General features: G+C 61.7%; 10 protein-coding genes and 2 pseudogenes. 1 reads left to right on the top strand and 11 read right to left on the bottom strand.

Annotated elements, in window-relative coordinates:
• Positions 1-199: 199 nt before the first annotated feature.
• Together F2P46_RS11780 and F2P46_RS11775 are read right to left on the bottom strand one after the other, a co-directional pair.
• Positions 200-1,663 (bottom strand): hypothetical protein, encoded by a 1,464-nt coding sequence (locus tag F2P46_RS11780; protein WP_166889212.1) that lies wholly within the window; start codon positions 1,661-1,663, stop codon positions 200-202.
• Between the two features lie 167 nt (positions 1,664-1,830).
• Positions 1,831-2,388, bottom strand: coding sequence for a dihydrofolate reductase family protein (locus F2P46_RS11775; protein ID WP_166889210.1), 558 nt, complete (start codon positions 2,386-2,388; stop codon positions 1,831-1,833).
• A 446-nt stretch (positions 2,389-2,834) separates the two neighbouring features.
• Here F2P46_RS11775 and F2P46_RS11770 point away from each other — a divergent pair, with 446 nt between their 5' ends.
• Entirely contained in the window at positions 2,835-3,578 is a 744-nt protein-coding gene (locus F2P46_RS11770; RefSeq protein WP_166889207.1) for a hypothetical protein, read from the top strand.
• Between the two features lie 444 nt (positions 3,579-4,022).
• On the opposite strand, the pseudogene F2P46_RS11765 reads toward F2P46_RS11770, so the two are convergent.
• The 9 genes and pseudogenes from F2P46_RS11765 to glmS all read right to left on the bottom strand — a co-directional run.
• Positions 4,023-4,112, bottom strand: a pseudogene (locus F2P46_RS11765) (alcohol dehydrogenase); the annotation flags it as partial.
• A gap of 124 nt (positions 4,113-4,236) precedes the next feature.
• On the bottom strand, positions 4,237-5,277 hold the full coding sequence (locus F2P46_RS11760) for a diguanylate cyclase (RefSeq protein WP_306667688.1): 1,041 nt from the start codon (positions 5,275-5,277) through the stop codon (positions 4,237-4,239).
• Complete coding sequence (gene cheB, locus F2P46_RS11755; protein WP_166889201.1) at positions 5,274-6,305, bottom strand: chemotaxis-specific protein-glutamate methyltransferase CheB; 1,032 nt, start codon at positions 6,303-6,305, stop codon at positions 5,274-5,276. The genes F2P46_RS11760 and cheB overlap by 4 nt, the downstream gene beginning before the upstream one ends.
• Entirely contained in the window at positions 6,302-8,539 is a 2,238-nt protein-coding gene (locus F2P46_RS11750) for a hybrid sensor histidine kinase/response regulator (protein WP_166889199.1), read from the bottom strand. The genes cheB and F2P46_RS11750 overlap by 4 nt, the downstream gene beginning before the upstream one ends.
• Entirely contained in the window at positions 8,536-9,201 is a 666-nt protein-coding gene (locus tag F2P46_RS11745; protein WP_166889196.1) for a chemotaxis protein CheW, read from the bottom strand. Before F2P46_RS11745 ends, F2P46_RS11750 begins: the two co-directional genes overlap by 4 nt.
• Positions 9,198-9,659: a chemotaxis protein CheW gene (locus F2P46_RS11740; RefSeq protein ID WP_166889193.1), complete on the bottom strand. Its 462-nt coding sequence runs from the start codon at positions 9,657-9,659 to the stop codon at positions 9,198-9,200. Before F2P46_RS11740 ends, F2P46_RS11745 begins: the two co-directional genes overlap by 4 nt.
• Position 9,660: 1 nt before the next feature.
• Entirely contained in the window at positions 9,661-11,286 is a 1,626-nt protein-coding gene (locus tag F2P46_RS11735; protein WP_166889438.1) for a methyl-accepting chemotaxis protein, read from the bottom strand.
• A gap of 93 nt (positions 11,287-11,379) precedes the next feature.
• Positions 11,380-11,587 (bottom strand): annotated as a pseudogene (locus F2P46_RS37625) (hypothetical protein); the annotation flags it as partial.
• Positions 11,588-12,434: 847 nt separating this feature from the next.
• A complete protein-coding gene (gene glmS, locus F2P46_RS11730; protein ID WP_166889190.1) occupies positions 12,435-14,264 on the bottom strand; it encodes a glutamine--fructose-6-phosphate transaminase (isomerizing) in 1,830 nt (609 codons plus the stop codon).
• Between the last annotated feature and the right edge of the window lie 98 nt (positions 14,265-14,362).

The raw sequence follows: 14,362 nt of genomic DNA, 5'->3' as shown, positions 1-14,362 counted from the left end.
GTGGATGCGTTTCTCCGAAAAATGACATCTGTCCCGGACTCGATTGCGTTGTCCCGGACACGAAGAACGCTCTTAGCAATCAAGAAAGTCAGCCGCTGAAAAAACACCGTGTTTTCAACCGGTATTTTGTCCAGAAAATCCGACTGACTTCGAATCAAGCACTTACACCCTGTAGCGAGCTGTCAATGTTCGTCACATCTCAGTCTATGTCAATTCCCTTTTGGCGCAAGGTCGTTGCATGCCGCTCGAGAAATTGATCGGACATATACGACATGCATTTCAGATTCGGCAGCAAGCCGATATCGATGACGGAGGCAAGCTCGAACGTGTCGCATTCGCCATCCCAGTAGGGGAACACCTGGGAATAAATCTCCGCGCTTGCGTCGAAAGACAGTTCCTCAACCTGCGCCAGGAGCTGTGGGGGAATGACCAGCGCGTCGAAATAGCCCAGCACTTCCGGGATGACATCATAGCCTTCCTTCTTGATCATGATTTCCCGGCTCGTGTATTGCCTGATGAACTCTTGAACGTCGAATCGCGGCAGCAGTGTCTCCTCCTCATACATGAGCTTCTGAATAACCAGCAGCTTGAAATTCAGGTCGGCGAATTGCGGCGCGCTCGCCAGCGGGGGCGCCACCGGCTTGTCGTCGCCAAGCGCGTGATACAGCGATCGGAGCATGTCGATATGGGTTCCGCAGTGTGCGCTGTCGATGATCATGCGCGCCAGTCGCCTGGCTTTCGCTGATTTCGACAGCAGCAGGCGTCGGTCTTCATCGTTGTTCAACCGGTAGAAAAATGCATGCTCGGCAAACGTATCGAGCTGATCGCTCGTCCATCTGGCGGAAGACACGGCCAGCCTTGCCGTGATCTTGTCGAGCTCCTCGTAGACGAAACTGTCACCATCGTTATCCAGGAGCTCCAGCATCGTGTGATGGAACATGCCGAACACGCGTTCCCGTTCGCTGGCGTCGAGGTACAGTTCGATGAGCTGACAGACGATGTCCGCGCGCTCCGGGTGGCCCTTCAAGAGGCACAAGGCGAGGCCGTCGCCGATATGTGGATTGGCGCGCACCAATAACGGCAGCATGCCGGCGGCATCTGCGCGCAAGTCATCGTCCTCGCACAGACCGGTGTGATAGAAATACATGCGAAGCAGCATCCTGATCGCATCCGCGCCCACGCCAGTGTGTGGTTTCACAGGCACCTTGAACAAGGTCTGCGTCGAGTAGGGAACAAGGTACAGGATCAGAGAGAGCATGCTTGACGATTGCTGGCGCAGGCCGTGACGCAGGTGTTCATTCGCTCCCGGGAAACGCAGATGGTTGGCGTGAAACGCGTACAGCAACTGGTACGCGGCCTGCGCCTCATCCTCATGCATCCAGTCCGTTTGCCCCAACCATTCGGCAACGTACCGGTAGAGCTCGTCAGCGGCGGCATCCGCCTGGTCGGCGAACGCCAGCCACGCCCGATTGACCGCCTTGATGACGTGGCTGTATTTTTCGTGCGTCGGCGTCAGTTCCCGGACCAACTTCATGGTTTCAATCACGAGTGTCCAGCCGTCCTGGGCGGAAACGTTCTTGATATCGTTCGTGAAATTCTCTAACTCGCGGATCAGTTTCTTGCTGCGGGTTTGCAGAGCGTACAGGAGGTCTTTACTCAGCATTTCTTTGTTCCCATCAGACGACGTCGGTCATGCGTTTCTATCCAAGCGAAACATGCTGTCGCAGCGGTTGGAACCCGGCGCGTCCAGCTGCTTTCGAATGTTGCAGGTCAGCTAAGGCGCCATTGCGGACGTTCAAGCGTCTACAATGCGGTCGTTCATGATCCGCGTCAGCGCGCGCGCCGGTAGTGCATGGCGACCGCACCGTTGCGCAGCGCCCTCGCCGACATCAATTCAAGCCGGCGCGTGCCGGGCAGCCCGCTCTGATACAGGGTCGGGCCGTGGCCGGCGATCCTGGGGTGGACGAGTAATTTGTATTCATCGATCAGATCTAGGCGATCGAGTTCGGTCGCGAGCTTGCCGCTACCGAGGAGCACACCGTCCGGGGTCGCGTCCTTGAGCTTCTGTACGCCTGTGCGCAGATCGCCGGCGATGTGGTGGCTATTGGTCCACGGAAAATCACTGCGCGTCGAAGACACCACGTACTTCGGCTTGGCCTCGAGCTTGACCGCACACTCGCGCATCGCCGGTGGTGCCTCGGCGTCGCCGCAGGCGACCGCCGGCCAGTAACTTTCCATCATCTCGTCGGTGACGCGGCCCCAGAGCATCGCCCCGCCCTCGTCCATGAGGCGGGTGAAGAAAGCGTGTGTCTCGTCGTCGGCGATGCCTTCCTGATGGTCCACGCATCCATCAAGCGTAACATTGATGCTAAAGGTCAAAAGTCCCATGGTGTCCTCCATTCAAGCGACGCGATGAGCCGCCCGAGCGCTGACCCGAAGGGTTCGAGCAGAGGAGTGGGCCGGGAATGGCGCAAGGATGTCACAGCACGGACATCCAATCGCTTCTCTCGAGCAGGCCAATGAAGTCTTGCAAGGACTCGTCAGCGACATTCAACCTAACTCGATACCCGCCTTTGGGATGCAGCCCCTGGAAATCAATTTCAGATACTCCACACGCGTCCGTCAGCAGCTTTAACAATGCATCGCGTTCGTGCTGGGAATGCGCAGTCACGACGCGCCGACGCATCAGCCTTAAATATTGTCTCACGTGTACACTCCAAACACATCACTCGGGACTCACTTTATCGTCTTGTGTCCGGCTGCATTAGTCGTTCGCAACTGATACTGTTCGATGCCAATAAAGTGGGATCATCTTATTACAAAGCGAGCAAGAAATGACCAACCAGGCGTCGGAAATCCTGATCATCGAGAGCGCAGCAATCGATCTGCCGGCAATGGCGCTGTACGGCGTCGTCGCTGGTAATCTTGACGAGCCTGCATCTTGGGGACCTTACCTGTTCGAGACAAAAGGAAACAAGGCCAAGATGACGATGTGTAGCGCACTGTGGCGTGGCTATATTTCTACCTACAGACTGAGATCCGACGGCACGTTCTGCCTGGAGAAACTGAATTACCCCTTCACGGAGGGAGCTGCGCCTGATGAAGTACAGGAGCTGCTTCGCGGCGGCTTCTGGCTTGATTTTCGGGAGTCGTTTACCGGCGATGGCGTTAAAGTTCCCTTCGCAAATGGATATCTCGTCTGTGATCAAACCCGATGGAAGCGTAGGGAAGGCCATGACAAGAAGCGTTTCCAGCAAGAGTGGGATGCGTTACATTGCGGGTCCCTGGTAGTAAGCGCTGATCAAACGGTCCCCCATAGCATGCAAGGATACAAGTTGTATGTAAACGGTAACATCCGTGGAACGCCTTCACACTTTGCTGATCCGGCCCCTGCCAACGGCCTACATGCGCGACTGGAACCTGGTGCATATCGTGTTGTTGTTCGAGAGGCCGCCCCCACAAAAATTGATCGCGCGGAGTCGAATACCTTGAACGTTCAGGTACAAAAGAACAGGATTCTCAATCTGAAGCTGACGTTCGTCGCGAACGCGCTGAAACTCGTGCAGGAGGAATGCTGAGCTGCGCAGCCAGGCGGACTGGCCCGCGTGCGGCGCTGTTTGTTGTTTGATGCCGGGAGCTACCTGCCGTTCACCATCACGTTTGCCCTAAACACGGTGAAAAATCATATTCATTGCCATCGCTTTAGATAATCCGGTTCCTGCGACGGTGGAAAATAATTATCGGCACTGACCGCTCGGTAAATTGCTGCCCTGCGTGTCACCCGACCGAGCCACCAATCTTAAAGTCGCCAGCGCTTTAACGGCAGGATAGTCTTTATAGGGGGGTAACCGGCCATTCAGAGGCGATCCTGATCATGCCAAGAAAAAACGGGTCTGCGACTTGCATGTGCGGCGTTGTTCGGAAGCAGCTTTGCATAACCACGCACTTTCCATAAGAAATATGAACGGTTATGTGAAGATTTGCATAAGCGTTCCGTTGCACCTGCAACCTCAGTCATTGCTCAGGATGATGTCGTCCGGATCCTGCAGTATTGGATCCGAGCCCCGTTCAACCTTAACGTCATGGCTGCCGTGGTAAGTGAGTGCACGCATATGATTCCGCCTTGGAGTTTTGGTAGTCGATTAGTGCGCAAGGGAAAAGCGTATAGAGCATTGCCTGATCGCGGCATCGGAGGCATCCGCCTGCAGGGGTAGGAGTGGGACGAAGGATTTTTTGTCAGGCTACAGTTATCGGCTCGAGCAGGTGCCCGCATACCCGGTTTCTGCCGGTGCGCTTGGCCTCGTACAGCGCAGCATCGGAGGCCCCGACCAGGCGTTGCGTGCGGTCCCCCAGCAAGGGAACCGTGCTGGCAACGCCGATGCTGACGGTTAGGTGGGTATTGCTGCTGGCCGCCGCGTGCGGCAGTGCCAGCATGTCCAGAGTCATGCGCAGTTTTTCTGCGACGAACAGCGCGCCCGCCAGTTCCGTGCACGGCAGCACCAGGATGAATTCCTCGCCGCCGAAGCGCGCCGCCAGGTCGGCCGGGCGCTCGGCTGCCGCCCTGACCGCGTCGGCCACCGTCTTGAGCACTTCGTCGCCGGCCAGGTGGCCGTAATGGTCGTTGTAGCGCTTGAAGTCGTCAACGTCGATCATCAACACCGAAAGCGCTTCGCGCGAGCGCACCGCGCGTTTCCATTCGCTCTCGAGCAGCTCGTTGAGGTGGCGGCGGTTGGCCAGCCCGGTCAGGCCGTCGCTATTGCTCAGGCGCTTCAGTTCAAGGTTCATGACCACCAGCTGTTCCTGGCTCTCGCGCAGGGCGCGGAAAGCCTGGTCGCGCTGAATCTGGTTCAGGAAAGCCCTGGCATGGTGGCGTATGCGGGCCACCAGTTCGATCGGGTCGGGGAGCTTGACCAGGTAGTCGGTCGCGCCCAGTTTGAAGGCATCGCTCTTGACGGCGGGCTCCTCCTTGACCGACAACACGATCACCGGCACATCGCGGGTGCGCGCATTGTCACGGTAGGTGCGCACCAGTTCCAGGCCATCGCCATCGGGTAGCAGCAGGTCTTGCAGGATCACGCTGGGGCGCAGGCGTTCGGCATGCGCCATGGCCTCGGTCGCAAGCAGACAGTGATGCAGGGAGATGTCGGCCTGGCCGGCCAGCGCGCGCCGCACCATCTCGCCCACCATCAGCTGGTCGTCGACCAGCAGTACAACGATCGGATATACCGCATGCACGTCGGGCACTTGCTTGTCCGGTTCACCATCCTGGATCATCATTTCCTCCACTGCCGGTCGTCGTCGACCAGTTCCACCAGGCGCGCGGCGATGCGCACCGCAGCCAGCGTTTCGATCGCGGCGCCCAAGCCGATGGCGGCCTTGGGCATGCCATACACAGCGCTGCTCGCCAGATCCTGGGCGATCGTGTAGTAGCCTTTGTCACGCAATCCCTTGAGCCCCAGCGCGCCGTCGCGCCCCATTCCGGTCAACAGCACGCCGATTCCGCGTCCCTGCCACAACCTCATTATGCTTTGAAAAAATACATCCACCGAGGGCCGATACACGCATTCGGCCGGCAGGGGTGAATAACCCAGCCGCGCCGAGCCTTTGAACACCAGGTGGTCGTTGGTCCCGGCCAGCAGCGCCACGCCCGCCTCGGGCACATCGCCCTCGCGCGCCATGCGCACGGGCAGCGCCGAATACTCGCCCAGCCACTCGACCATGCCGGGCGCAAAGCGCTGGTCCAGGTGCTGCACAATCACCACGGCGGCCCGGAAATCCCGGGGTAGCGCGGCCAGCACCGTGCGAATCGCAGCCGGCCCGCCGGCCGAGGCGCCGATGGCCACCAGCGTATTGGCCGCCTGCGCCTTACGCATGGGGACCTCGCTGCGCAAGACATCGCCCGGTGGGCGTTCGCCCAGGCGCGAGTTGATTTCGTCGAGCTTGAGCAGGAAGGCGGCGGCGTTCACGCGCGAGGCCGGCGCCCCCGGCCGCGGCATGTCGACAGCATCAAGCGCCCCGTGGCCCATCGCTTCGAACACTTCCGACGCATAGGTACCCACGTTGGTGGCTAGCAGCAGGATCGCGCACGGCGTGCTGGCCATGATGCGGCGGGTCGCTTCGGCGGCCCCGCAAGGCGGTGCGAACAGGTCCATCAGCAGCACGTCGGGCGGATCGGCCGCGCACAGCCGGCATGCATCGTCGACGCTGGCGGCGCGCCAGCTCAAGGTGTGGCGAGGGGCGAACTCGAGCGCGCGCGCGATTGCTTCGGCGTCGCCCGCCACCGCACTGGCGATGGCCACCCTCACCGGGCCGCCTCGCCGATCAGGTCCGCGACCGCCTCGACCAGGCTGTCGTCGTGGAAGCTGCTTTTGGTCAGGTAATAGTCGGCGCCCGCGTCCAGGCCGCGCCGCTGGTCTTCGGGCCGGTCTTTGTACGACACGATCAGCACCGGCGTGGTGCGCAGCTGCGGGTGCTGCTTGATCATGGTAATGAGTTCGATCCCATCCATGCGCGGCATGTCGACGTCGGTCACGATCAGGTCGTAGCTGCCGGTGCGCGCCGCGTTCCAGCCGTCCATGCCGTCGACCGCCACGTCGACCTCGTAGCCATGGCTTTGCAGCAGCTTGCGCTCCAGTTCACGCACCGTGAAGGAATCGTCGACCACCAGCACCCGCTTGCGCCGCGCGGCCGTGGCCCCGCCGCCGTTGCGATGGGCGCGCAGCAAGGGGCCGGCCACCACCAGCCTGTCGATCGATAGCAGCATGTCTTCCACATCGATGATCAGCACCGGCGAGCCGTCTTCGGCCACTGCGCCGGCGCTGATGTCCTTGACCTTGCCCAAGCGTCCATCGAGCGCCTGCACCACCAGCTCGTGTTCGCCAAGCAGGCGGTCGACCACGACGCCGTAAGGGCGGGCGCCGTCGCCCAGCACGATCACCGGCGCCGCGTCCTGGAACTGTGGCACGGGCACGCCCAGCACCTGGTGCGCGGTGACCAGGCCAACCTGGCGGCCGTCGTGCCGGAAGTGCTGGTGTCCTTCGGTCTGCTCGACATCCTCCATGCGCAGCATCAGGGTGCGGTTGATCTGCGCCAGCGGGAAGGCGTAAAGCTGGGAGTCGACCGCCACCAACAGCGAACGTACCACCGAGGTGGTCAAGGGCAGCACCAGCCGGAACGTGGTTCCCTTGCCGGCCCGGGTCTCGATCCGCACGCTGCCGCGCAGTTGGCGCGCCATGTGCTGGACCACGTCCAGGCCCACGCCGCGTCCCGATATTTCATCCACCTCGTCCTTCATCGTAAACCCGGGCAGGAACAGGAATTCGAGCAGTTCGCTGTCGCTCAGCGCAGCGGCGGTGGCGGCGTTGGTGAGCTGGCGTTCGACCACGCACCGGCGCAGCGGCTCCGGATCGATGCCGCGGCCATCGTCGCTGACCGTCAGCAGCAGCATACCGGCGCTGTGGCCGGCGGTCAGCTCGATCACTGCCTCGGGGTTCTTGCCGGCGGCGCGGCGCGACGCGGCCGGCTCGATGCCGTGATCGACCGCATTGCGCAGCAGGTGGGTCAGCGGCGCTTCGATACGCTCGAGGATGTCACGGTCGACCAGGGTGGCATGGCCGATGATCTTCAGGCGCACTTGCTTGCCAAGCGACTGCGCCAGGTCGCGCACCATGCGCGGAAAGGCATCGACGCCGTCGCCGAATGGGCGCATGCGGCTGGCCAGGGCCGCATCGTACATGCGCTGTGCCAGTTCGCTTTCGCGCCAGCTGAAGCGTTCCAGCTCGGCCACCCGCAGGGCCAGGAACTGCTGCGCGGCCAGCGCGTTGTGGCGCACCTCGGCCAGCGCACCGGCCGCCGATTCCCCGCTGCCGCCGTCCGACAGCAACTGGCCAAGGGCAGCGATGCTGCGCTCCGATTCCGTGAGCAGGCGCTTGAGATGGGCCAGCGACGCGGCAAACGGCTTGAGCCAGCGCGAGGCGACCAGCGTCTCCCCTGCCAGGCCGAACATGACGTTCAGGTTTTCAGCGGTCACGCGCAGCATGCGTTCCGATCCCTGGTCCGGCGGTGCGCCTGCGCCCCCCTCGCTGCGCGGCGCATCGGAGACGGCCTTGGGTGCCGGTGCGGCATCGTGGACCGCGTGCGCACTGGCAGCGAGCAGTTCGATATAGGCCAGCGCCTGCGGTGCCTGGGAATCAGTCCAGCCTTCCATCTCGCCCTCGGGCGTATAGGCAATCCGCCTGAGCAGGTCGGCGCCGGCCAGCAAGGCATCGACCTGGGGCGTGCGCAGGACAATGTCACCGGCCTGGGCCCGCACCATCATCTCTTCCATCGCATGGGTCACGGACACGGCCGCGCCAAGGTTGATCATGCGGGCCGCGCCCTTGAGCGAATGCGCGCAGCGCATGCAGGTCTTGAGCTGGTCGAGCGGCAGCGCATCGGCCTCAAGGGCCAGCAGTGCGTTCACCAGCAAGGGCGCCTGGCTGTCCAGCTCAAGGCGGAACAGCTCGTAGACCGACATGTCGCCAAGGCCGCCCGTACTCATGCCAGGCCCTTCTGAAGGCCGTACAGCACCAGGCCGGCATCAAGGCAGCCCACGCTGCGCTCACCCCAGGCCAGCATGGCACTGGTATAGGTGGAGGCCGCCTTGTCCAGCGTGGCAGGAACCGGCTGCAATGCCTCCGGCGAAAAGCGTTCGATGCCGTGCATTTCGTCCACCGGGAATACCAGGCGCCCCTGTTCGCCAGCCAGGACCACCAGCCGCCGGTAGGAAATCGCCTCGCCTTCCATCACGACAGCGTCCTGTTCGACCCCGAGCAGGTGGGCCAGCGAAACGCAGATGAGCAGCGCGCCGCGTACATTGGCCACGCCCAGCACCACCGGTGGCCGGTGTGGCAGTACATGGATGGCGCGCATGCCGGCCACTTCGGTGACAGCTGCGGCGGGCAGGCAAAGCCATTCGGCGCCGATCCTGAACAGCGTGAAGGCGCCGGTCGCTTGCAGCGCGTCGCGCTGAGGCTGGGCGTAATGGCCTGTGCGCTCGTCGACATAGCCTTCGGGCAGGTCGCTGTCGAGCAGGCGCGCCGCGGCGGCCGAGTACACGGGACAGTTACGGCAATGGATCACCTTCTCGAGCTCGGGGCAGGTGCGGTCGCCCTGCACCCCGATCTTGTTCCAGCAATCGATGAGGGGGGCGTCCAGGTTCATGCCGCGGCCTGCTGGGCAAACAAGACCGCGTGCACCTCGGGCGAAATGAGCTTGTCGATCTCGACCCGCCGCACCAGGCCTTGGGCGTCGGTCGCAACCTTGCCGAGATAGGGGGCGTCGGGATTGCCGATGCCGGGATCGAGAAAGTCGTCCGGGTTGCGGCGCATGGTGTTGTTGACCTTTTCGGCAATCAGGCCGAGCAGCCGCAGGGCGCCGTCACGGTCCGGCCAGCGGACCAGCACGATACGGGTATTCATGCGCCGCGCCGCCGGACGGCCCAGCGTCATGCTGCTCAGGTCAAGCACCGGCACCGGTACGCCGCGATAGCTGATCGCACCGGCCACCCCGGCGGGAGCGAGCGCAATGGCGGTCACGCCGATCAGCGGCAGTATTTCCTCCACCTGCGCGGCATCGAGCGCATAGCGGTCCTGACCGAGCTGGAACAGGACGAACAACATGTCAGGTCCGCAGCTTGAAACGCGATACGCCGCCGCGCAGGCTGAGCGCTACCTGGTTCAGTTCGTCGATCGCCAGCGACGACTGGCGCAGCGACTCCACCGTCTGCTGGGCCGAATCGTTCAGCTGGGCCAGCGCCTGCGTGATTTGCTCGGCGCCGTCGGTCTGCCCGCGCATGCCGTCGTTGACTTCCTCGACGCGCGGCGCGAGCGTTTGCACCTGTCCGATGATTTGCGACAGCTGGCCGCTGACCTGCTGCATTTCATCCATCCCGCGCCGTACCTCGTCGGAGAACTTGTCCATGCCCATGACGCTGGACGACACCGCCCCCTGGATTTCCTTGACGGTCTGGGAGATGTCGTAGGTCGCCACTGCGGTCTGGTCGGCCAGGCGCCGGATTTCGGTGGCCACGACCGCGAAGCCTCGTCCATGTTCACCCGCCTTTTCCGCTTCGATCGCGGCATTGAGCGACAGCAAGTTGGTCTGTTCGGCCACTTTGCTGATGGTCGTTACCACCTGGTTGATGGTGCCCGCCTTTTCATTGAGGACCACCAGCTTGGCATTGATGCCCTTGGTCGCCTCCATCACGTGGCGCATGGTGTCGGCCATGTGCGACAGGCCGACCTGCCCGGTGCCAGCCAGGGTGGCCGACTGCTCGGCCACTGCCGACACTTCACCCATCGTTCGCACCAGCTGGCGCGAAGTGGCGCTGATCTCGGTGGAGGTGGCGCCGATTTCGGCCGTGGTGGCGGCGATCTCGCTGGCAGTGGTTTGCTGCTGGCGCGAGGTGGCGGCGATCTCGGTGACCGACGTGGTCACCTGCAGGCCGGACTTCTGCACCTGTCCGACCAGCCCGGCCAGTTCGTCGGTCATGCGGTTGAAGCCGTCGACGACGCTGCCGAATTCGTCGCGCCGATCGGCCACCAGGCGCGTGGTGAAGTCGCCCTGGCGCATCACGTCGAGCGCACCCACCAGGCGCTGCAGCGGTTCGCTGATCGCGCGCAGCAGGAAGTAGCCGGTGAAGCAGGTGAACAGGAAGATGGGCAGGAGCGCGGCCATTATCATATAGGTGGCATTTGCGACCGAGGTGTCGATCTGGTCCAGCATCTTGAAGCTGTACTTTTCGTTACGGCCGATAATTGCCGCAATGGCCGCCTTGGCCTTCAGGTATGCAGGATCGAGTTCGGTGGCGACCAGTGCATTGAGCGCAGGCCCTTTTTCGCCATGACTGAGCTTGACGACGCGTTCCTGCACGGCCCAGTACGGAATGATCGCCGCCAGGTAGGCATCGTACAAGGCCCGCTCCTGCTGCTGCACGATCGTCTTCTCGTATTCGCGCTGGCTCTCTTGCTGCTCCAGGCGCACGACCTTCATGCGTTCCTCGATCTTGGCCATCGCCGCTGGTTCGCTCGCCAGCAAATGCTGCAGCACCAGCGCATAGTCGTCCTGCAGGTCGCCAAGGACGTCGTTACTGGTCAGGGCGCCCGAGGACGAGTCGTTCCTGATGGTTTCGGTGTCGGTGCCAACTTCGCGCAGGTAGTAGAAGGACAGCGCCGCCATCAGGGCTAGCAGCACGAGTATGCCGGAAAAGCTTGCCAGAATCCGTTGCCGTATTGACCAGCTGTGCATCATGGCTGAAGCTCCCTTGAAAAGAAGAAATCAGCTGTCTCCGGAGCAATTCCATGCTTCTCGTCACCCGGTGACAGAACTCAGAAGTGTCACCTAGTGTAGCGCGAAGAAACAATTTACCGCATGACTTTTCGCGCGATCTTGCATGGCACGCAACAAGATATTGCATCCGGCCTCGAGGTGGTCCGATTTGGCATCCTCGATTTCATTGCGGCTGATGCCGTCTCTTGCAGAGCACGAAGATCGTGCCGGCCGGTGCCAGGCGCGCCGCGTAGATAGCGTCATGGCCGCGCCCACGTACGCGCCCTTGTCCTTCGCAGAAGTACTTTCCAGATTGGTCGAGCAGTTCGGAGAGTTTCCCGCATGGACAAGTTCACCGTCCCACGATCCGTCTCTTTGGGTAACCTCAATTGGTCCAAACAAAACGCGAGTGTTCGCCATCGTGGCCAAGCAACGTCCATGACTGCGGCCGAAACAAAGCATTTTTATCTCAGTGGGGCAGCTAAAATTGTCCGAGGGTTGGCCATCGCAGTTTGCCTCGTGGCAGCGCGCCTTGATCGACGCCGGGGCCACCGTCGAGGTTCGCTTCTGACTATGTGTCGACCGGCGATAGCTGCACGGCTCCCAGATTTTTATGTGCGTCTTCGGAGGCGACAGGGGCAGTCCCTGCCCCATAAGAAATTGAGCAATCTACAGATTCAACAATTCTCCTCGCTCTTAACGTGGCCAAGGTCCGCAAAGGGGCGACAGCGGCCATTCCAAGAGTTGCAGGAGGGCGCACTAGATCGTCTGAAGTCGGGCTCTGGGAGCCAGCCTCGAGGCCGGCGAAGAAGAGAGGGAGACTCACCCCGGCTTGGCCCCGAGCGAGTCTCATCCTTATGCCTATTAACGATATAAACGATTAGAACGCTAATGGTTTCCCGGCGCCGCCTTGCGCCCGACCTTCGGTAAGGAACTCACAGTGAAATAGAAAAGCTCATGCGGCCAGATCACGGCACACATGAGCTTCTGCGAACGGCAAGTAGCCTGGAGGCGCCTGTGTCAAATTTTATTGTTTTGTGTCTGACTTTATTGTTTTGTGTCTGACTTTATTGTTTTGTGTCTGACTTTATTGTTTGCCCACATTCGACTCACGGGACAATCCATCCTTACTCCACCGTCACCGACTTCGCCAGATTGCGCGGCTTGTCCACATCCGTGCCCTTGGCCAGCGCGGTGTGATACGCCAGCAACTGCAGCGCCACCACGTGCAGGATCGGCGACAGCAGGCCATAGTGTTCCGGCAAGCGGATCACATGCAGCCCATCGCCCGAGGTAATGCGCGAATCGACGTCGGCGAACACATACAACTGGCCGCCACGGGCGCGCACTTCCTGCATGTTCGATTTCAGCTTTTCCAGCAGCGCGTCATTCGGCGCGATCGTGACGACCGGCATTTCATCGGTCACCAGCGCCAGCGGGCCGTGTTTCAGTTCGCCGGCTGGATACGCTTCGGCGTGGATGTACGAAATCTCCTTGAGCTTCAACGCGCCTTCCAGGGCGATCGGATAGTGCATGCCGCGGCCCAGGAACAGCGCGTTGTCCTTGCGCGCAAAGTCGTCGGCCCAGGCGATGATCTGCGGTTCCAGCGCCAGCACTGCGGAAATCGCCACCGGCAGGTGACGCATTTCTTTCAGATAGGTCGCTTCTTCTTCATCCGACAGACGGCCGTTCACTTGCGCCAGGGTCAGGGTCAGCAGGAACAGCGCGGCCAGCTGGGTGGTGAAGGCCTTGGTCGACGCCACGCCCACTTCCACGCCGGCGCGGGTGATGTACGACAGGGCGCATTCACGCACCATGGCGCTGGTGGCCACGTTGCAGATGGTCAAGGTGTGCAGCATGCCCAAGCTGCGCGCATGCTTGAGGGCGGCCAGGGTGTCGGCCGTTTCGCCGCTCTGCGAAATCGTCACTACCAGGGTGTTCGGATGCGGCACGCTGTCGCGGTAGCGGTATTCGCTGGCGATCTCGACCTGGACCGGGACCTTGGCCACCGATTCCATCCAGTACTTGGCGGTCAGGCCCGAGTAGTAGCTGGTGCCGCAAGCCAAAATCAGCACGCGGTCGATCTGCTTGAAGACTTTGTACGCGTCGTCGCCGAACAGTTCCGGCATGATGCCGGTGACGCCTTCGAGCGTGTCGCCGATGACGCGCGGCTGCTCAAAAATTTCTTTCTGCATGTAGTGGCGGTACGGACCCAACTCGGCCGCGCCGGTATGCGCATGCACGGTTTTCACTTCGCGCTCGACTGGTTTACCGTCGACGTCGACGATCCAGACCTTGGCCAGTTGCAGGTCGACCACGTCGCCTTCTTCCAGGTAGATGATCTGGTCGGTGGTGCCGGCCAGCGCCATGGCGTCGGAGGCGACGAAGTTCTCGCCCTGGCCGATGCCGACGATCAGCGGCGAACCCTGGCGCGCGGCGACCACGCGATGCGGCTCTTCGCGGCTGAACACGGCAATGGCGTAGGCGCCGTGCAGGCGCTTGACGGCCAGCTGGACGGTCTCGAACAGGTCGCCGCTATACATGTGGTCGACCAGGTGGGCGATGACTTCGGTATCGGTCTGGCTCTGGAACACGTAGCCGAGCGCGCTCAGTTCGGCGCGCAGCTCGTCGTGGTTTTCGATGATGCCGTTGTGGACCAGCGCGATGCGGGCGTTCTCTTCGGTTGGCGAAAAGTGCGGGTGCGCATTGTGCGACGCCGGCGCGCCGTGCGTGGCCCAGCGGGTGTGGGCGATGCCGGTGAAGCCTTGCAGGCCCACGCTGGCGATCTGTGTTTCGAGGTCGGCCACGCGCGAGGTGCTGCGCGAACGCACCAGCTTGCCGTCGACGTGCAAGGCCACGCCGCACGAGTCGTAACCACGGTATTCAAGGCGCTTGAGGCCCTCGACCAGGATGGGAGTAATGTTACGTTGTGCTACTGCTCCGACGATACCGCACATGATGACCTCGATGTAGAAATGATTGAATGCGCAGATCGTAGTTGAGCCAGCATGAAATATGCTTTCTAATTTGTTATATTGTTGATATATTATTTCAT

It is taken from the genome of Massilia sp. CCM 8734, assembly GCF_011682155.1.
Taxonomy (GTDB): domain Bacteria; phylum Pseudomonadota; class Gammaproteobacteria; order Burkholderiales; family Burkholderiaceae_D; genus Telluria_A; species Telluria_A rubra.
The sequence above is the reverse complement of the archived record's forward strand: the minus strand, read 5'-3'. Positions and strand labels throughout refer to the sequence as shown.

Excerpts from the sequence above, each read along its gene's own strand:
- F2P46_RS11780 (WP_166889212.1), bottom strand. The coding sequence starts at position 1,663 with ATGCTGAGTAAAGACCTCCTGTACGCTCTGCAAACCCGCAGCAAGAAA.
- F2P46_RS11775 (WP_166889210.1), bottom strand. The coding sequence starts at position 2,388 with ATGGGACTTTTGACCTTTAGCATCAATGTTACGCTTGATGGATGCGTG.
- F2P46_RS11770 (WP_166889207.1), top strand. The coding sequence starts at position 2,835 with ATGACCAACCAGGCGTCGGAAATCCTGATCATCGAGAGCGCAGCAATC.
- F2P46_RS11760 (WP_306667688.1), bottom strand. The coding sequence starts at position 5,277 with ATGATGATCCAGGATGGTGAACCGGACAAGCAAGTGCCCGACGTGCAT.
- F2P46_RS11750 (WP_166889199.1), bottom strand. The coding sequence starts at position 8,539 with ATGAGTACGGGCGGCCTTGGCGACATGTCGGTCTACGAGCTGTTCCGC.
- F2P46_RS11745 (WP_166889196.1), bottom strand. The coding sequence starts at position 9,201 with ATGAACCTGGACGCCCCCCTCATCGATTGCTGGAACAAGATCGGGGTG.
- F2P46_RS11740 (WP_166889193.1), bottom strand. The coding sequence starts at position 9,659 with ATGTTGTTCGTCCTGTTCCAGCTCGGTCAGGACCGCTATGCGCTCGAT.
- F2P46_RS11735 (WP_166889438.1), bottom strand. The coding sequence starts at position 11,286 with ATGCACAGCTGGTCAATACGGCAACGGATTCTGGCAAGCTTTTCCGGC.
- glmS (WP_166889190.1), bottom strand. The coding sequence starts at position 14,264 with ATGTGCGGTATCGTCGGAGCAGTAGCACAACGTAACATTACTCCCATC.